We start from the raw sequence: 17,961 nt of genomic DNA, 5'->3' as shown, positions 1-17,961 counted from the left end.
ATTTAAGATTTTGTCGGCTCAATGAATACTGAACATTACATAAGTAATGTTTGAATTGACTGTGCTGAATCTTTCGACTCAATGGTCACTTCGTTTCATTGAAACCTAATTTGAAGCTGAAGCTTCTAATTGGATTATCATCAACGAGTGCCCACACAGATTGATAGGTTTATATTGTTAAAGAGCTTTCCATTTGAGCCTCGCTCAAGTGGACGGCCATTTTAGCGAGATAAAGTTTAGTGTCAACCACTTTTTTCAAACTTTTTATCAAGCGTTTCCGCTTGGCTAATTGACCTGCTGGCTTGGCTTTCGTTTCTTTCGAAGTATTGCCGTGTCAGCGAGGGGGCATTATAGAGATCGAGATTATATTGGCAACCCTTTTTTCGAAAAAAAAGACACTTTTCTATCGTTAGGACAGAAATTAAGCTAAAAGGATAAAAACTCGCTGTCATCTTCACCAATTTTTGAATTTTTCAGCAAATAGAGCCACTTTTTTCCAATTAGTATATTCCACTTCTTTTGTTGTATCAGTCTCTCCACCCGTCATAGTCATAATAAGGCGAATCATCATTTTATCGAACCAACGGTACCTTGGGTAATAAAGCGCCCCCGCAAAAACACCGATCATTTCTGGCTGCCAAGGTGATTTTTTCAAAAATGTTTTAATGTAAACACTACCCTCTGGCGTATCTTTTCCTTGATCTTCTTTTCTTGCCGTTAGATTGACACAAAAGAAAGCTACTTTTGCACGTTTTAACTGAGCCAGGTTTGAATGGATAAATTGATAGAGCTTTTTATTAAGCTTGCCGTAACGAATGGAGGCGCCAATCATCACTTTGTCATATTGGTTAAAGTCAACATCAGTCACTTCATTCAAATTAACTATGTCACATTGATAATCTGGTAGCTCTTTCTCTATATAAAGAAGGATTTTCTTAGTTTGTCCTTCACTGGTTGAATACAAAAACAAAGCCTTTGACACAATTTCCCCTCAACTCCGCCAAAAAGTAGGCGTAAGTAGAATTAATAATGTAAATATCTCTAAACGACCAAACAACATCGAGACGATTAGTACCCATTTGGCTTTATCATTGACTTCTCCAAAATGTAAAGCCACTTCTCCCAACCCAGGGCCTAAGTTATTTAAGGTGGCTGCAACAGCAGAGAATGCGCTTAACTCATCCATTCCTGTTGCAATTAGCGCTAGCATGCAGGCAACAAATACCAACGCATAAGCAGAGAAGAATCCCCATACAGCATCAACGACACGTTGTGATAGTGCAGTACCACCAACTTTAATCGTATAGACAGCTCTAGGGTGAACCAGCCGTTTTAACTCACGAGCACCTTGGAGTGTAAGAAGTAATATTCGTATTACCTTCATTCCACCACCGGTAGAACCAGCACAACCACCAATAAAAGAAGAAAATAGCAATAATACCGGTAAGAAGATCGGCCATTCAGAAAAACCTGTAGTGGTAAAACCGGCGGTTGTTGATATCGATACGGTTTGGAATAACGCCTGATCAAATGCGTCATAAGTCGACTGGTAAGAGTGATGATTCAGTAAAACAAGGAAGCACACTACAAATAACAAAACCTGAATAAAGATAAAGGCACGAAATTCCGGATCTTTCCAATAGTACTTAGGATGAACACCACCAGAGGCAAAGGCGGCAAAGTGAAGTGAGTAATTACATGCAGAAATAAGTAAGAAGACTACGGTGATCATGTTAATCGCATAGCTATCAAAATATCCCATGCTGGCATCATGAGTTGAGAAACCGCCAATCGCGATTGTCGAAAAGCTATGGCTAATTGCATCAAATGGCGTCATTCCTGCAAGCCAAAATGCGGTTGCACATGCAATGGTTAAACTCAGGTAGATATACCAAAGCGCTTTTGCGGTTTCCGCAATTCTAGGCGTCATCTTGGAATCTTTAACTGGCCCTGGAATTTCTGCGCGATATAACTGCATTCCCCCGATCCCTAATACAGGAAGAATTGCGACAGCCAATACGATGATCCCCATACCACCGAACCACTGAAGTAGCTGACGATAAAAGAGAATGGCTTTAGGAAGCTCATCAAGGCCAACGATAACCGTTGCCCCTGTGGTTGTTAATGCTGAGAAAGACTCAAAAAAGGCATCAGTAACCGAAATACTCGGGTTATCTGCGATTAAAAAAGGTAATGAGCCCGCACTGCCTAGTACCGTCCAAAATAAAACCACGATAAGAAAGCCATCCCGAGCTTTAAGTTCGTGTTTATGATGGCGATTGGGGAACCAGCATAGTGCACCACAAAAAAGGAGTACAAAAAACGTGGTCACAAAAGGGACACCCGCACCATCTCGATAGATAAGTGCGACTAACGCCGGGGCCAACATGGTCACGCTGAAAAGGGCCAACAGAAGACCAACGATTCGAATAATTGAACGAAATTGCATGGATTGCTCGACTAATGAAGCAACGCTTCAGACTTCCTATTTCTTATTGTTTGTTCCGTCCAGTGGAGTTATCAAGACTTTTGCTCCACTCTTATTGACCATCATTTGAGTAAACGCGTCCACTTGACGCACTTCAATCTCGAGCAACAAAACCACTTGATCACTGTACTCTGCTTGCACTTCATTGGCATCAAACTGAGTAAAAAGGGATTGAGCGATGGGCATAAAGCCATAGTCTAACTCTACTCGCAATATTGTGGTTATTTTTTTCTCGATAGTTTGAAGCAGCTTGAGAGCTTGTTGTACTCCTCCACCATACGCTTTAACTAAACCACCTGTTCCGAGCTTAATACCGCCAGAATAACGGGTTACCACCGCGGTGATCTCACCAACTCCAGAACCCGATAGTTGTGCCAAAATAGGCTTACCCGCAGTTCCTGACGGCTCACCATCATCACTAAAACCCCACTTCATTGAATCTTCAGGACGCCCAGCTACAAAGCCCCAGCAATTATGTCGTGCCGCATTGTGCTTCTGTTTTATGCATTCCACATAAGCCTTCGCAGACTCAATAGTTGGCGTATGGGCTAAGTGGGTAATAAAGACACTCTTTTTAATTTCTTCTTCAAAAGTGATTTCACTAGCGGGTATTAGATAAGGAAGTTCATTCATGAGAGCAGTTGTTTTTTCACAGAAAAGTCAGTGTATCACGACCAAGCAAAAAAAACGCGATGACATGTTTTAATGCACAATGTTAAACACTTGTTTAAAAAATGTATTGAAAATATACAATCCGAGGTCCACACTAGAACGACTGGTCTAACCAGAATAAAAATAAAACGACTTACCAAGACACAATGACACATTGTAGGTCACGGAGATAAACAATGATTTACCAAGCTAACACCCTACAGGTAAAGGAAGTACAAGATGGTATCGCCGAGCTCAGCTTCTGCTCTCCCAACTCAGTTAACAAACTGGACTTGGCCACTCTTGAATCACTCAACAACGCGCTTGACGCACTCAAAGACCATTCAGGCTTAAAAGGGCTCCTTCTTACTTCAGACAAAGAAAGCTTTATTGTTGGTGCAGACATCACCGAATTTTTAGGTCTTTTCGCCAAGACAGACGCTGAGCTCGATCAGTGGCTGCAATTTGCTAACAGCATCTTTAACAAGCTGGAAGACTTGCCTGTCCCGACGATTTCGGTGCTTAAAGGTCACACGTTAGGTGGCGGTTGTGAGTGTGTACTTGCAACTGATATGCGAATTGGTGACAAGACCACCAGCATCGGTCTACCAGAAACAAAACTGGGTATCATGCCTGGCTTTGGTGGTTGTGTACGTCTACCACGTGTTATTGGCGCAGACAGCGCAATGGAAGTGATCACTCAAGGTAAAGCGTGTCGTGCGGATGAGGCATTAAAAATTGGTCTTCTGGATGCGGTTGTCGATAGCGACGCACTTTACGAGTCAGCACTACAAACACTGACATCGGCAATCTACGAAAAACTAGATTGGCAAGCTCGTCGCAAGCAAAAAACGTCACCACTGACGCTAAGTAAGCTTGAATCAATGATGAGCTTTACCATGGCGAAGGGTCTGGTGGCACAAAAAGCCGGTCCTCATTACCCAGCTCCAATGACAGCCGTTATTACTATTGAAGAAGGCGCTCGCTTTGCTCGTAACGAAGCACTCGACATTGAACGTAAACACTTCGTAAAACTGGCTAAGTCTGAAGAAGCAAAATCACTGGTTGGTTTGTTCCTTAACGACCAATACATTAAAGGACTTGCTAAAAAATCAGCTAAGTCAGCGAGTAAAGACACGCAACGTGCGGCAGTGCTTGGTGCGGGCATTATGGGCGGTGGCATCGCCTACCAATCTGCATTAAAAGGCGTACCGGTGTTAATGAAAGACATCGCGCAACCTTCACTCGATTTAGGCATGACTGAAGCATCTAAGCTGCTAAACAAACGCTTATCTCGTGGTCGCATTGATGGCTTTAAGATGGCTGGTATTTTAGCGTCTATCACACCAAGCCTACATTACGCTGGCATCGAAGAATCAGACGTGATTGTTGAAGCCGTAGTAGAAAACCCGAAAGTAAAAGCAGCAGTGCTGAGTGAAGTCGAATCACATGTCGGTGAAGACACGGTTATCACCTCAAACACCTCGACGATTCCAATCAATCTATTAGCGAAATCGCTAAAACGCCCAGAAAACTTCTGTGGCATGCACTTCTTCAACCCAGTGCACCGCATGCCCCTTGTTGAGATCATCCGTGGTGAACATACCTCTGATGAAACCATCAATCGTGTTGTTGCGTACGCAGCGAAAATGGGCAAATCACCAATTGTCGTTAATGACTGCCCTGGGTTCTTTGTAAACCGCGTATTGTTCCCATACTTTGGTGGCTTCAGCATGCTACTTCGTGATGGCGCGGACTTTACGAAAATCGACAAAGTCATGGAACGTAAGTTTGGCTGGCCGATGGGACCTGCATACTTGCTCGATGTCGTTGGTATTGATACAGCTCACCACGCACAAGCCGTTATGGCACAGGGTTTCCCAGAGCGTATGGGTAAACAAGGTCGTGACGCGATCGATGCACTATTCGAAGCAAGCAAATACGGTCAGAAGAATGGCAGTGGCTTCTACAGCTACACCATAGATAGAAAAGGTAAGCCGAAGAAAACCTTCTCTGAAGAGATCTTGCCGGTGCTCGCTGACGTTTGTGCCGATAAGCAGGACTTTGACGATCAAACCATCATTCAACGTATGATGATTCCAATGATCAACGAAGTGGTACTGTGTCTACAAGAAGGCATCATTGCCACTCCACAAGAAGCGGATATGGCATTGGTTTACGGTCTTGGTTTCCCTCCATTCCGCGGCGGCGTATTCCGCTACCTAGATAGCGTAGGTATTGCTGAGTTTGTTGCAATGGCAAAACAATACTCAGAGCTTGGTGCTATGTACCAAGTACCACAGATGCTGATTGATATGGCGGCGAAAGGTGAAAGCTTTTACGGTGCACAACAGCAAGGTTCTATCTAAGGAGGGATTCTAAAATGACTAATCAAACAAGAAATGTTGTCGTAGTCGATTGTCTACGTACGCCAATGGGTCGCTCTAAAGGTGGTGCTTTCCGTCATACACGAGCAGAAGATCTATCCGCGCGCCTAATGAAGGGTATCCTTGCGCGTAACCCGCAGGTGAACCCAAGCGAGATTGAAGATATCTACTGGGGCTGTGTACAACAAACCCTAGAACAAGGCTTTAACGTTGCACGTAATGCTGCGCTACTTGCTGGTCTGCCAATTGAGATTGGCGCCGTGACGGTTAACCGCCTGTGTGGTTCATCCATGCAAGCGCTTCACGACGGTACACGTGCCATCATGACGGGTGATGCTGAAATCTGCCTAATTGGTGGCGTTGAGCACATGGGACACGTACCAATGAACCACGGAGTGGACTTCCACCCTGGCATGTCAAAGACGGTTGCAAAAGCAGCAGGCATGATGGGCTTAACGGCTGAGATGCTTGGTAAGCTGCATGGCATTAGCCGTGAACAACAAGACGAATTTGCTGCGCGTTCTCATGCTCGTGCACATGCTGCAACCGTAGAAGGCCGTTTTAAAAACGAAATCCTGCCAATTGAAGGTCATGCGGCTGACGGCACGCTGTTCACTCTGGATTACGATGAAGTCATTCGCCCTGAAACATCCGTTGACGGTCTGTCTCAACTTCGTCCTGTTTTCGACCCAGCCAACGGCACAGTCACAGCTGGTACATCATCAGCGCTGTCTGATGGCGCATCAGCGATGTTGATCATGAGCGAAGAGAAAGCCAATGAACTTGGTTTGAAGATTCGTGCACGCATTAAAGGCATGGCCATTGCGGGCTGCGATCCTTCCATTATGGGTTACGGTCCTGTACCTGCGACGCAAAAAGCGCTCAAGCGAGCTGGTCTTTCAATTGAAGACATGGATGTGGTTGAGCTAAACGAAGCATTTGCCGCGCAATCTCTACCATGTGCTAAAGACTTGGGTCTGCTTGATGTTATGGATGAGAAGGTCAACCTTAACGGTGGTGCGATTGCATTGGGTCACCCGCTTGGCTGTTCTGGATCACGTATCTCAACAACGTTAATCAACCTTATGGAAGCGAAAGACGCGAAATACGGTCTGGCAACCATGTGTATCGGTTTAGGCCAGGGTATTGCGACCGTATTTGAACGACCATGATCCACAATAAAGATCAAAGCGCTAGCAATGCTAGCGCTTTTTGTTGGATCATTTAACTTTCAACCAATCTTGATAAAGTTGATCACTGGATCCTAGGTAGTCAACCATCCATTGGATCATCTTATGGTTTTCATCTTTTCGCCACACTAAGCAACATTGGCTCAGCGGTTTTTCCTCTTCCAAAACCTTTTCCACCAGCACGCCTTCAGTAATCAGTGGTTGGGCAATGTGACTCGGCATATAGCCGACCCCAACACCATTCTTCAAGCATTCTATTGCGCTGTACCAATTTGGTAACAGCAATCGGCGTTGCTTGGGGTAATGCACCGTGTGTCTTTTTGGCAATATATTTGAAGTATCATCAAGACAAATGGCTGGAAACTGGCTCACAAATGACTCCGTCAAACACTGCTCTTTCACGCATGGATGACTAGGAGACATTACAAATGCCCAGTCCAATGTTCCCATCTCTTTGACTTCAAAATCACCACCTACAGGGATTGCAGAGGTGGCACCAATGACAATATCAGCCCGACCTTGCGCGATCGCTTCCCAAGATCCATTGAACACTTCCATGTTGATCTGTAATTCAGCATGATCAAAGGTTTGATAAAAAGCTTCGATCAACGGCTTCATCTTATCGAGCTTCACAACATTATCTAATGTTAAGCGCAACGTTTTCTGCCATCCATGTGCCGCACGACGCGTTTGTGCTTTCACTTCTTCCATTTGGCGTAACATCGCACGCGCCTGCTTGAGGAATAACTCTCCCGCAGGAGTAAGCTCAACTTTGCGGGGTAAGCGGCGAAACAACACTACATCCAGCTCTTGTTCAATTTGCCGCACGCTATAGCTGATCGCGGAAGGTACTTTGTGAAGTACCTCTGCCGCAGCAGAAAAACTCTCAACTCGGGCAATAGTGTCGATCATCTCTAACGAAGATTTGGAAAATACACTCACATATAACCTTTCAAAAAATTTGATAGATAACTACAAATAATAACGTTTCATTTTATCGAAAGCGAAAAATAGAATAACAACCCAAATAAAAAGGTTGGCGCCAACACAGATCTATCTATGAATTAATTTCAACGGAATTGCTATGAAAGTATCCAAATTACAACTTTTTTATCTTGCTGCGTTATCTATGTTGGGCTTTGTTGCTACAGATATGTATTTACCAGCATTTAAGGCAATGGAAGCGGATTTTGCTACTGGTCCAGAACAAATTGCTCTCTCATTAACTGTTTTTCTTGTCGGTATGGCCAGTGGACAACTCTTATGGGGACTGGCTTCTGACCGATTTGGCCATAGAAATACGTTAATTGTCGGTATGGCAGTATTCACCTTCGCTTCAGCCGGACTCGCATTTAGCGACCAAGTATGGCAGTTGCTACTACTGCGCTTCATTCAAGCGATCGGTGTATGTGCCCCTGCAGTGATCTGGCAAGCAATGGTGATCAAACGTTATGAAGCGAAGATCAGCCAACAAATTTTTGCCACCATTATGCCATTGGTTGCTCTTTCACCAGCGCTCGCTCCACAGTTAGGAGTCGTGTTGGCTAACAATTTTGGTTGGCACAGTATTTTTGTTTGCTTAAGTATCGTAGGTATTGTGTTAGCTGCTGCGACCATGGTTCAACCCAAGGAGCAAATTGAAAGTAAGCAAACTTCGGTTAAGCATGACATCAAAGGACTTTTATCATCCAAAGCTTATCTTGGTAATGTGATGATGTTTGCTACTGCTTCTGCAGCATTTTTTGCCTATCTAACCGGAATGCCAGAGATCATGGCTCAATTGGGTTATTCACCCGCAGATATAGGTATGAGCTTTATTCCACAAACCATTGCATTCATGGTTGGTGGCTACTTAGGGAAAGTGTGTGTTGGTAAATTTGGTGATGAAAAGGTACTGCGCCAATTGATTGGGTTGTTCAGTGTTGCTGCCCTGCTGATTTTTATTGCTTCACAATGGCAGTTAACCTCAATTTGGCCAATACTTGCTCCATTTTGCCTAATAGCCGTTGCCAATGGTGCTTTGTATCCCATAGTTGTCAACCGCGCACTCTCCAGTGCAAAGCAGAGCCCGGCAACCGCTGCTGGTCTGCAAAATAGCTTACAAATATGTGTCAGTAGCCTTTCTAGTGCGCTGGTTGCAATGTTAGCCAGCCAAGCTCAGGCGGTGACAGGTATCGCAATTGTTATTTGCATGGGCGGTTTATGGATTGGTTATATCGTATCAAACCGAGAACTATCGCAGCACTTTACCACGCCAGACAATTCACGAGTTGTCAGCGACGAATAGCTAAAACAGTGAGAGCCGCACAATGCGGCTCTCACTCTAGTAAGTGATTACAAACTTTTCAGTCCCCATTTTTCTGCAGTTTGCTTAAAGAACCCCTGTGTTTTCTTTAGCTCAACCCAATGGTTGATATAGTTAATCCATACTTGGTCATCTTGAGGTAACAGCATCGCAATGGGTGTTGGCTTACGCGGCTCTTTCACTGGAACAATCGCCAACTGTTTAAACTTCTCAACCAGCGTGGCCGCCTCTACGTTTGATGTTACCGATACGTCTGCACGGCGAGCTAGCAATTCTTGGAAGTCACGTGCTGGCGCTTCAATCACAATATGCTGCGCAGATGGAAAGAAGTCTTTGACCAACTTCTCTTGAACCGTACCCAGCGTAGCAGCAACTTTTACGTCAGGCTTGTCAAAGTCTGTCCAATCAGAGAATTTCGCTAAGTCTTTCTTTTGCACTACGGGTACAAAGGCGAGATAGAAATACGGCTGACTGTAACCCGCAACCTTAGCTCGAGACATATTCAAAGACGCACTACCGGTAATGTCGTATTTATTGGCTGTAATGCCATTCACCAGTGTTTTCCAGTCTGTTGCAACATATTCAACTTTTACCCCCAGATCTTTCGCTAGTTCAGTCGTGACATCAATATCAAACCCACGATAGCTATTGGTAGCGGGATCTTTCATTGTCATCGGGTTCCAATCTCCCGTCGTCCCAACTCTAAGCACTCCTGTATCCAAAATTTCATGTAAACGACTTTGGGCATTCGCAACCTGGCAAACAGCAAGCAAAGACAGGCCTAGCACAACTAAGATTTTTTTCATTGTTTTTCCTTATGTATCCATTCCATATAACAAATTAGGTCATAACACTGATAACATAGCAGCAACAAGGAACAATTATTAGCAAAGACAGGGTGTTGTGTGAACTATCGTTATTTCTGGCTAATTTCACTTTTATTGATAACTGGGTGTTCCGATTATCACTGGGGTTGGTATGTGCTTGATCCTTCCACAGAGCAAGGACTCACCAATATTAAATTTCTGATCGCTGGTTTTAATGACACAATCCAAGTGTCTTTACTCAGCATGCTGTTTGCGATGATGATTGGCTTGTTCGTCGCCCTCCCCGCGCTGTCTGACTATCCAGCATTGAAATGGGTCAACCGCATTTATGTTGAGGTGATACGTTCTATCCCTGTTTTGGTTTTACTGCTTTGGGTGTATTACGGTATGCCAACGCTACTTGATGTGTCCCTCAATCACTTTTGGGCAGGTGTGATCGCATTAACAATTGCAGAAAGTGCATTTATGGCAGAGGTATTCAGAGGAGGCATTCAAGCCATCAGTCGTGGACAACACGAAGCAGCAGAGTCTCTCGGCTTAAATTATTGGCAAAAAATGCGTTTGGTGATTCTTCCACAAGCATTTCGCCAAATCTTGCCACCACTGGGCAACCAATTTGTTTATATTCTCAAAATGAGTTCACTGGTCAGCGTGATTGGTTTAAGCGATCTAACCAGGCGAGCTAATGAATTGGTCGTGAATGAGTACTTACCGCTGGAGATATATACTTTCTTAGTTCTCGAGTACCTACTGCTTATTTTACTGGTATCTCAAGCAGTGCGATGGCTGGAAAAACGTATCGCTGTACCGAGTTATTAGGCCTCAAAAGAATAAAGCCGCTCATAATGAGCGGCTTTAAATTATCGATTAACTAGTCTTATTTCTGTTTTACTGGACGTTGCCAGCCAGTGATCTTGCGCTCTTGTGCACGAGTGATCACTAACTCACCTTCTGCTACGTCTTTGGTCAATGTGGTACCAGCACCAACTGTTGCGCCATCAGCAATTGTCACAGGTGCGACAAGTTGGCTATCAGAACCAACAAATACGTCATTACCTATGATGGTTTTGAACTTGTTTGCACCATCATAGTTACAGGTAATCGTACCGGCACCAATGTTCGTACGTTGACCGATCTCAGCATCACCTAGGTAAGTAAGGTGGTTCGCTTTTGAGCCTTCACCAATACGCGCATTTTTTACTTCCACGAAGTTGCCTACATGAGAGTCATTACACATCTCTGCGCCTGGGCGTAAGCGCGTAAATGGACCAACCGTACATTCTTCACCAACGGTCGCACCTTCAATTACACTGTATGGACGAACGATAGTATTATCGTCAATCTCACAATCTTTTAAAACACAGCCAGCACCAATACGAACGTAATCACCTAATGTAACTTTACCTTCAATGATAACATTGGCATCAATTTCGCAGTCCATACCACACTGTAGTTGTCCACGAAGATCAAAGCGTGCAGGATCGCGCAGCATCACACCTTGCTCTAGCAGTTTTTGTGCTTGCATCGATTGGAATGCGCGCTCTAAACGAGCAAGTTGTGAGCGGTCATTAACCCCTTCAACTTCAATAGGATTCACAGGGTGAACCGCTTCTACGGCGCGGCCTTCTGCGTGCGCTGCTGCAATAACGTCAGTTAAGTAGTACTCACCTTGCGCATTATTGTTGTTAAGGTTTGATAACCAACGGCGTAAATCTTCACCACGTGCGACCATCACACCGGTGTTAATTTCTTTAATTAGCTTTTGTTCTTCCGTTGCGTCTTTTTGCTCAACGATAGCAACAACAGGACCGTTACGACGAACAATACGGCCATAACCTGTTGGGTTATCCATAACAACCGTTAGCAGTGCGATACCACCTTCAGGTTTAGCATCAAGAAGACTCTCAATCGTTTCTTCAGAAATAAGTGGTACATCGCCGTAAAGCACTAAAATCTTTTCATCATCTTCAAACTGAGCAGAAGCTTGATCAACAGCGTGTCCTGTGCCCAATTGCTCAGCCTGTAGTACCCAATTCACTGGTTCATTAGCTAATACAGATTGCATTTGCTCACCACCATGGCCATACACAAGATGGATATTCTGAGCACCTAATCCAGCGCATGTATCAATCACATGTTTTGCCATCGGTTTTCCTGCGAGCGTATGCAGAACTTTAGGCATATTAGAATACATGCGGGTACCTTTACCCGCGGCCAGAATGACAGCGCTAAATTTCATAACAATCCTAATAAATATTGAAATCGGAAAATTGGAAGTATTCTATCTAGGTTAGCTAAGGGAATTAACCCCAACAAAAAAATTTCTGTTAAAAAATAAGCAAAAAGGCGGTCAAAAGACCGCCTTTATCATTTTTAAAACGCTACTATTAACTAGCGACGTTTTTTAGTCAGCTCGATAACACGTAGCTGAGCAATAGCTTTAGCCAGTTCACTAGCCGCTTGCGCGAAGTCCATATCACCATGCTGATTCTGAATATTTTCTTCAGCACGACGTTTGGCTTCTTCAGCCTTAGCTGCGTCCAGTTCTTCACCACGAATCGCTGTATCAGCCAGTACTGTAGCAGTACCCGGCTGAACTTCGACCATACCACCAGAAACATAAATAATTTCTTCGTGGCCGTGTTGCTTAACAATACGCACCATACCAGGCTTGATAGCGGTCAGCAGCGGTGTGTGACCGTGGAAAATTCCAAGCTCACCTTCGCTACCGGTCACCTGAAACGTCTCAACGCGGCCTGAGAAAATTTTCTTCTCTGCGCTCACTACGTCTAGGTGAAAGGTTATTGCTGCCATATCGCCTCCTAGTTAGCCTTATAGCTTCTTCGCATTCTCGATAGCATCGTCAATCGTACCGCAGTACATAAACGCTTGCTCTGGAATGTCATCGTATTCACCAGCTAGTAGACCTTTAAAGCCACGTAGTGTCTCTTTAAGAGGTACGTAAACGCCTGGGTCACCTGTAAATACTTCCGCTACGTGGTAAGGCTGAGTTAGGAAACGCTCAATCTTACGTGCACGAGATACAACTTGCTTATCTTCTTCAGATAGCTCGTCCATACCTAGGATCGCGATGATATCTTTCAGCTCTTTGTAACGCTGAAGTGTCTGTTGAACGCCACGAGCTGTGTCGTAGTGCTCTTGACCAACCACTAGAGGATCAAGCATACGAGATGTTGAATCTAGTGGGTCAATCGCTGGGTATAGACCCATTGCTGCGATGTTACGGTTAAGTACAACCGTTGCATCCAAGTGTGCGAACGTAGTTGCTGGAGACGGGTCAGTCAAGTCATCCGCAGGTACGTATACTGCCTGTACAGACGTGATAGAACCAGATTTCGTTGACGTGATACGCTCCTGTAGTACACCCATCTCTTCTGCAAGAGTTGGCTGGTAACCTACCGCTGAAGGCATACGACCTAGCAGTGCTGATACCTCTGTACCTGCAAGTGTGTAACGGTAGATGTTATCAACAAACAGCAGAACGTCACGACCTTCGTCACGGAACTTCTCAGCCATTGTTAGGCCAGTCAGTGCAACACGTAGACGGTTACCTGGTGGCTCGTTCATCTGACCATAAACCATCGCTACTTTTGATTCTTCAGGATTCTCAACGTTTACAACGCCCGCTTCCTGCATCTCGAAGTAGAAATCGTTACCTTCACGAGTACGCTCACCTACACCAGCAAATACTGATAGACCAGAGTGCTGAAGTGCGATGTTGTTGATAAGTTCCATCATGTTGACGGTCTTACCTACACCAGCACCACCGAATAGACCAATTTTACCACCCTTAGCGAATGGACAAACTAAGTCGATTACTTTAACGCCAGTCTCTAGTAGAGCGATCTCGTTTGATTGCTCTTCGTAGCTTGGTGCTTCACGGTGGATAGAGTAAGTCTCTTCCGCACCGATATCACCACACTCGTCAATTGCGTCACCTAGAACGTTCATGATACGACCTAGGGTCTTAGTACCTACTGGTACTGAAATTGGAGCGCCTGTGTTAACCACTTCAACGCCACGACGTAAACCATCAGAGCTACCCATTACGATACAACGAACTACGCCACCGCCTAGCTGTTGTTGAACCTCAAGAACTAGACGCTCTTTTGATTCTGTAACGTTTAGAGCGTCATATACACTAGGTACTTCGCTCTGTGGGAACTCTACGTCGACTACCGCACCGATGATCTGTACGATCTTACCTGTAGCCATCGTTAATCCTCTAAACTATTTCGTTTTACCTAAGCTTAAACCGCAGATGCACCACCAACGATTTCCGATAGTTCTTGTGTGATCGCAGCCTGACGGGCTTTGTTGTACACAAGTTCTAGATCTTCAATCAAGTTGGTTGCATTATCTGTTGCAGCCTTCATCGCAATCATTCGAGCCGCTTGCTCACAAGCAAGGTTCTCAACTACACCTTGGTAGACCTGAGACTCTACATAACGCACTAGAAGTGTATCTAGTAGAGGTTTTGGTTCAGGTTCATAGATGTAGTCCCATGAATGCTCACGCTGCATTTCTTCGCTGTCCGATTTAGGCAAAGGTAGCAATTGATCGATCGTTGGTTGTTGAACCATAGTGTTCACAAACTTATTAAACACTACGTATAGACGGTCCAATTCACCTTCATCGTATTTCTTCAGCATTACGCTAACAGAACCGATTAGGTCTTCTAAGCTTGGGCTATCGCCCAGACCAGAAACCTGAGCAGCTACTTTCGCGCCGCTATGTTTGAAAAAGCCTGTTGCTTTTGAACCGACTAATGCCAGTTCAACTTCAGCACCTTTCTCTTTCCAAGCCTGCATATCGAGTAGCGCTTTTTTGAACACATTGATGTTCAAGCCACCACACAGGCCACGGTCTGTAGAAACGATGATGTAACCAACTCGCTTCGCTTCACGCTCTTCTAGGTACGGATGACGGTACTCTAGGTTTGCGTTTGCTACGTGACCGATCACTTTACGCATGGTTTCAGCGTATGGACGAGAAGCTTCCATTGCATCTTGAGAACGACGCATTTTTGAAGCTGCTACCATTTCCATCGCTTTCGTAATTTTCTGCGTGCTTTTAACACTACCGATTTTATTACGTATCTCTTTTGCGCCGGCCATCGTTACTCTCCATTAGTTGGTGGCAGAAACTGCCACCGACCTATTACCAAGTTTGGGTTGCTACGAAGTCGTCCGTCAGCTTCTTAAGCTGCGCTTCAACTTCATCGTTGTATGCACCCGTCTTGTCGATCTCAGCTGCGAAATCAGCGTATTGACCGCGAGCGTACGATAGTAGAGCCGCTTCAAAATCTAGCAGTTTGTTTAGTTCAACATCTGCTAAATAGCCGCGCTCTGCCGCGAAGATTACTAGTGCTTGGTCAAATACAGACATTGGAGCGTACTGCTTCTGCTTCATTAGTTCTGTCACTTTTTGACCATGGTCTAGCTGTTTCTTCGTCGCTTCATCAAGGTCAGATGAGAACTGTGCGAATGCCGCCAATTCACGGTACTGAGCTAGTGCAGTACGGATACCGCCTGATAGCTTCTTGATGATTTTCGTCTGCGCTGAACCACCTACACGAGATACTGAGATACCAGGGTCAACAGCTGGGCGAACACCCGCGTTGAATAGCTCAGTTTGTAGGAAGATCTGACCGTCGGTAATCGAGATTACGTTAGTCGGTACGAATGCTGAAACGTCACCTGCTTGAGTTTCGATGATAGGAAGCGCAGTTAGAGAACCAGTCTTACCTTTCACTTCACCGTTAGTGAATTTTTCTACGTACTCTTCACTTACTCGAGCTGCACGCTCTAGTAGACGTGAGTGTAAGTAGAAGACATCACCTGGGAATGCCTCACGGCCTGGTGGACGTTTTAGTAGTAGAGAGATCTGACGGTAAGCTACCGCTTGCTTAGATAGATCATCGTAAACAATCAGTGCGTCTTCACCGCGATCGCGGAAGTATTCACCCATCGCACAACCTGCATATGGCGCTAGATATTGTAGCGCTGCAGATTCAGAAGCAGATGCAACAACAACGATAGTGTTAGCTAGCGCGCCGTGCTCTTCAAGTTTGCGAACTACGTTAGCGATAGTCGATGCTTTCTGACCGATAGCTACGTAGATAGAGAAAATACCTGAGTTTTTCTGGTTGATAATCGCATCGATCGCCATTGCTGTTTTACCAGTCTGACGGTCACCGATCACAAGCTCACGCTGACCACGACCGATTGGGATCATTGAGTCAACTGATTTGTAGCCAGTTTGTACAGGTTGGTCAACCGATTTACGGTCGATTACACCTGGTGCGATTACTTCTACAGGCGAAGACAGTTTCGCTTCGATTGGACCTTTACCATCGATAGGCTCACCTAGTGTATTCACTACGCGACCTAGAAGTTCTGGACCAACTGGCACTTCAAGAATGCGGCCAGTACCTGTAACTTTCATGCCTTCCTTTAGGTCAGCATATGGGCCCATTACAACCGCACCAACCGAGTCACGCTCGAGGTTAAGTGCTAGCGCATAACGGCCACCCGGTAATTCAATCATTTCACCTTGCATCACGTCCGCTAGGCCGTGGATGCGGATGATACCATCGCTTACCGATACGATAGTACCTTCATTGCGAGCTTCACTAACAACTTCGAAAGATTCGATACGTTGTTTGATCAGATCGCTAATTTCCGTGGAATTAAGTTGCATGCTCCAATCCCCATTAAGACTGCAATGCATCGCTCAGGCGGTTCAAACGACCACGCGCTGAGTCATCGATGACTAAGTCTCCGGCTCGAATAATCACCCCACCAAGTAGGGCCTCATCTATACTGCAATTCAGCTTAACTTTGCGTTCAAGACGCTGTTCAAGTTTGCTGCTGATGTTTGCAAGCTGCTCATCAGAAAGTTCTGTTGCTGAAATAACTTCAACATCAATCTCTTTCTCATGCTCTTGTTTAAGAGTAAAGAACTGTTCACAAACATCTGGAAGGGCCGTTAAACGACCATTCTCTGCCATTACCTTTAAAAGGTTTTGACCATGTGCATCAACTTGCTCGCCACAAACCGCTACAAATATTTCTGCAAGTTTTTCAGCAGAAACAGAACCCGTTAGAAGTTCTTTCATTTGTTCGTTGTTTGCCACTTCAGCTGCAAAAGACAGCATTTGACCCCATTGGTCAAGTTGGTCTTTTTCCGCCGCAAAGTCGAATGCTGCTTTAGCATAGGGGCGTGCGATAGTAGTCAAATCAGACATAAGCGCCCCCAGACTTAAAGTTTTGCAGTAATGTTGTCGAGAATATCTTTGTGCGCATCTTTATCGATTGAACGCTCAAGGATTTTCTCAGCACCAGCTACAGCCAGAGTTGCAACTTGTTTGCGCAGCTCATCGCGTGCACGATTGCGTTCAGCTTCAAGTTCAGCTTCCGCTTGAGTCAGGATTTTCTGGCGTTCTGCCTGAGCTTCCTCACGAGCTTCATCAAGAATTTGAGACTTACGCTTGTTCGCTTGATCGATGATCTCAGTTGCTGTGCGCTTCGCTTCTTTCAATTGATCAGAAGCGTTTGCTTGTGCTAGATCCAAGTCTTTTGCAGCTCGCTCTGCTGCTTGTAGACCGTCAGCAATTTTCTTCTGACGTTCTTCGATCGCTTGCATCAATGGTGGCCATACATACTTCATGCAGAACCACACAAATAGTGCGAACGAGATTGCTTGACCTAGCAGAGTTGCGTTCATATTCACAACAGCTACCCCTCTATATGGACTTAGTGTTAATCAATGACAAACCAGAGTTTGTCTAGAGTTAAACGTGATTAACCTAGTTGACCAACGAATGGGTTTGCGAAAGTGAATAGTAGTGCGATTACGATACCGATCATTGGGATCGCATCAAGTAGACCAGCGATGATGAACATCTTAACTTGTAGCATAGGAGCCATTTCTGGTTGACGTGCTGCACCTTCAAGGAATTTACCACCTAGAAGTGCGAAACCAATCGCAGTACCAAGAGAAGCAAGACCGACGATAATACCTACGGCGATTGCAGAAAAGCTCAGTAAAGTTTCCATTACTATCTCCAATTTATAGTTAGTTGGCTTAT

At 44.9% G+C, this 17,961-nt stretch carries 17 protein-coding genes; 4 read left to right on the top strand and 13 right to left on the bottom strand.

What is annotated here, in order from left to right; translation table 11 throughout:
* Positions 1-454: 454 nt before the first annotated feature.
* The 3 genes from hemG to ACQEXU_RS17815 are packed head-to-tail and all read right to left on the bottom strand — an operon-like array spanning position 455 to position 3,121.
* Positions 455-982 (bottom strand): menaquinone-dependent protoporphyrinogen IX dehydrogenase, encoded by a 528-nt coding sequence (gene hemG / locus ACQEXU_RS17825; protein WP_427011788.1) that lies wholly within the window; start codon positions 980-982, stop codon positions 455-457.
* Between the two features lie 9 nt (positions 983-991).
* Positions 992-2,449 (bottom strand): TrkH family potassium uptake protein, encoded by a 1,458-nt coding sequence (locus ACQEXU_RS17820; protein WP_367987673.1) that lies wholly within the window; start codon positions 2,447-2,449, stop codon positions 992-994.
* A gap of 36 nt (positions 2,450-2,485) precedes the next feature.
* Complete coding sequence (locus ACQEXU_RS17815) at positions 2,486-3,121, bottom strand: YigZ family protein (RefSeq protein WP_367987675.1); 636 nt, start codon at positions 3,119-3,121, stop codon at positions 2,486-2,488.
* Positions 3,122-3,336: 215 nt separating this feature from the next.
* Here ACQEXU_RS17815 and fadB point away from each other — a divergent pair, with 215 nt between their 5' ends.
* Complete coding sequence (fadB, locus tag ACQEXU_RS17810; protein ID WP_427011787.1) at positions 3,337-5,508, top strand: fatty acid oxidation complex subunit alpha FadB; 2,172 nt, start codon at positions 3,337-3,339, stop codon at positions 5,506-5,508.
* 14 nt (positions 5,509-5,522) lie between these two features.
* Complete coding sequence (gene fadA / locus ACQEXU_RS17805; RefSeq protein WP_427011786.1) at positions 5,523-6,698, top strand: acetyl-CoA C-acyltransferase FadA; 1,176 nt, start codon at positions 5,523-5,525, stop codon at positions 6,696-6,698.
* A gap of 48 nt (positions 6,699-6,746) precedes the next feature.
* On the opposite strand, the gene punR is transcribed toward fadA, so the two are convergent.
* On the bottom strand, positions 6,747-7,658 hold the full coding sequence (gene punR, locus ACQEXU_RS17800) for a DNA-binding transcriptional activator PunR (RefSeq protein WP_427011785.1): 912 nt from the start codon (positions 7,656-7,658) through the stop codon (positions 6,747-6,749).
* 142 nt (positions 7,659-7,800) lie between these two features.
* On the opposite strand from punR, the gene punC reads away from it, so the two are divergent.
* A complete protein-coding gene (punC, locus tag ACQEXU_RS17795; RefSeq protein WP_427011784.1) occupies positions 7,801-9,003 on the top strand; it encodes a purine nucleoside transporter PunC in 1,203 nt (400 codons plus the stop codon).
* Between the two features lie 47 nt (positions 9,004-9,050).
* Here the strand turns inward: punC and ACQEXU_RS17790 are convergent, their stop codons facing one another.
* A complete protein-coding gene (locus ACQEXU_RS17790; protein WP_427011783.1) occupies positions 9,051-9,827 on the bottom strand; it encodes a transporter substrate-binding domain-containing protein in 777 nt (258 codons plus the stop codon).
* 99 nt (positions 9,828-9,926) lie between these two features.
* On the opposite strand from ACQEXU_RS17790, the gene ACQEXU_RS17785 reads away from it, so the two are divergent.
* Positions 9,927-10,667 carry an amino acid ABC transporter permease gene (locus tag ACQEXU_RS17785; RefSeq protein WP_427011782.1) on the top strand — a complete coding sequence of 247 codons (741 nt, stop codon included), beginning with the start codon at positions 9,927-9,929 and terminating at the stop codon, positions 10,665-10,667.
* A 58-nt stretch (positions 10,668-10,725) separates the two neighbouring features.
* Here ACQEXU_RS17785 and glmU read toward each other — a convergent pair whose 3' ends face one another.
* The 8 genes from glmU to atpE all read right to left on the bottom strand — a co-directional run bounded on the left by glmU (position 10,726) and on the right by atpE (position 17,929).
* Positions 10,726-12,087: a bifunctional UDP-N-acetylglucosamine diphosphorylase/glucosamine-1-phosphate N-acetyltransferase GlmU gene (gene glmU / locus ACQEXU_RS17780; protein WP_367987683.1), complete on the bottom strand. Its 1,362-nt coding sequence runs from the start codon at positions 12,085-12,087 to the stop codon at positions 10,726-10,728.
* 152 nt (positions 12,088-12,239) lie between these two features.
* Positions 12,240-12,662 carry a F0F1 ATP synthase subunit epsilon gene (locus ACQEXU_RS17775; protein ID WP_367987684.1) on the bottom strand — a complete coding sequence of 141 codons (423 nt, stop codon included), beginning with the start codon at positions 12,660-12,662 and terminating at the stop codon, positions 12,240-12,242.
* 18 nt (positions 12,663-12,680) lie between these two features.
* Positions 12,681-14,084, bottom strand: a complete 1,404-nt coding sequence (atpD, locus tag ACQEXU_RS17770; protein ID WP_367987685.1) for a F0F1 ATP synthase subunit beta — start codon at positions 14,082-14,084, stop codon at positions 12,681-12,683.
* A gap of 35 nt (positions 14,085-14,119) precedes the next feature.
* Positions 14,120-14,986, bottom strand: coding sequence for a F0F1 ATP synthase subunit gamma (atpG, locus tag ACQEXU_RS17765; RefSeq protein ID WP_367987686.1), 867 nt, complete (start codon positions 14,984-14,986; stop codon positions 14,120-14,122).
* Between the two features lie 43 nt (positions 14,987-15,029).
* A complete protein-coding gene (gene atpA, locus ACQEXU_RS17760; RefSeq protein ID WP_367987687.1) occupies positions 15,030-16,571 on the bottom strand; it encodes a F0F1 ATP synthase subunit alpha in 1,542 nt (513 codons plus the stop codon).
* A gap of 13 nt (positions 16,572-16,584) precedes the next feature.
* Entirely contained in the window at positions 16,585-17,118 is a 534-nt protein-coding gene (gene atpH / locus ACQEXU_RS17755) for a F0F1 ATP synthase subunit delta (protein ID WP_367987688.1), read from the bottom strand.
* A 14-nt stretch (positions 17,119-17,132) separates the two neighbouring features.
* Complete coding sequence (gene atpF / locus ACQEXU_RS17750; protein WP_367987689.1) at positions 17,133-17,603, bottom strand: F0F1 ATP synthase subunit B; 471 nt, start codon at positions 17,601-17,603, stop codon at positions 17,133-17,135.
* Between the two features lie 71 nt (positions 17,604-17,674).
* Positions 17,675-17,929, bottom strand: a complete 255-nt coding sequence (gene atpE, locus ACQEXU_RS17745; protein ID WP_021707041.1) for a F0F1 ATP synthase subunit C — start codon at positions 17,927-17,929, stop codon at positions 17,675-17,677.
* Between the last annotated feature and the right edge of the window lie 32 nt (positions 17,930-17,961).

Origin of the sequence: Vibrio sp. TRT 21S02 (assembly GCF_050113675.1) — a bacterium.
In the GTDB taxonomy this organism is placed as follows: domain Bacteria; phylum Pseudomonadota; class Gammaproteobacteria; order Enterobacterales; family Vibrionaceae; genus Vibrio.
Note: the sequence above shows the minus strand (reverse complement) of the source record. Positions and strands in the feature narration are given on the sequence as shown.

Bases quoted from the DNA above. Each gene is read 5' to 3' on its own strand.
- punC (WP_427011784.1), top strand. From the start codon at position 7,801: ATGAAAGTATCCAAATTACAACTTTTTTATCTTGCTGCGTTATCTATG.
- atpG (WP_367987686.1), bottom strand. From the start codon at position 14,986: ATGGCCGGCGCAAAAGAGATACGTAATAAAATCGGTAGTGTTAAAAGC.
- ACQEXU_RS17775 (WP_367987684.1), bottom strand. From the start codon at position 12,662: ATGGCAGCAATAACCTTTCACCTAGACGTAGTGAGCGCAGAGAAGAAA.
- ACQEXU_RS17820 (WP_367987673.1), bottom strand. From the start codon at position 2,449: ATGCAATTTCGTTCAATTATTCGAATCGTTGGTCTTCTGTTGGCCCTT.
- atpE (WP_021707041.1), bottom strand. From the start codon at position 17,929: ATGGAAACTTTACTGAGCTTTTCTGCAATCGCCGTAGGTATTATCGTC.
- glmU (WP_367987683.1), bottom strand. From the start codon at position 12,087: ATGAAATTTAGCGCTGTCATTCTGGCCGCGGGTAAAGGTACCCGCATG.
- atpH (WP_367987688.1), bottom strand. From the start codon at position 17,118: ATGTCTGATTTGACTACTATCGCACGCCCCTATGCTAAAGCAGCATTC.
- atpD (WP_367987685.1), bottom strand. From the start codon at position 14,084: ATGGCTACAGGTAAGATCGTACAGATCATCGGTGCGGTAGTCGACGTA.
- atpA (WP_367987687.1), bottom strand. From the start codon at position 16,571: ATGCAACTTAATTCCACGGAAATTAGCGATCTGATCAAACAACGTATC.
- ACQEXU_RS17815 (WP_367987675.1), bottom strand. From the start codon at position 3,121: ATGAATGAACTTCCTTATCTAATACCCGCTAGTGAAATCACTTTTGAA.
- ACQEXU_RS17790 (WP_427011783.1), bottom strand. From the start codon at position 9,827: ATGAAAAAAATCTTAGTTGTGCTAGGCCTGTCTTTGCTTGCTGTTTGC.
- fadB (WP_427011787.1), top strand. From the start codon at position 3,337: ATGATTTACCAAGCTAACACCCTACAGGTAAAGGAAGTACAAGATGGT.
- fadA (WP_427011786.1), top strand. From the start codon at position 5,523: ATGACTAATCAAACAAGAAATGTTGTCGTAGTCGATTGTCTACGTACG.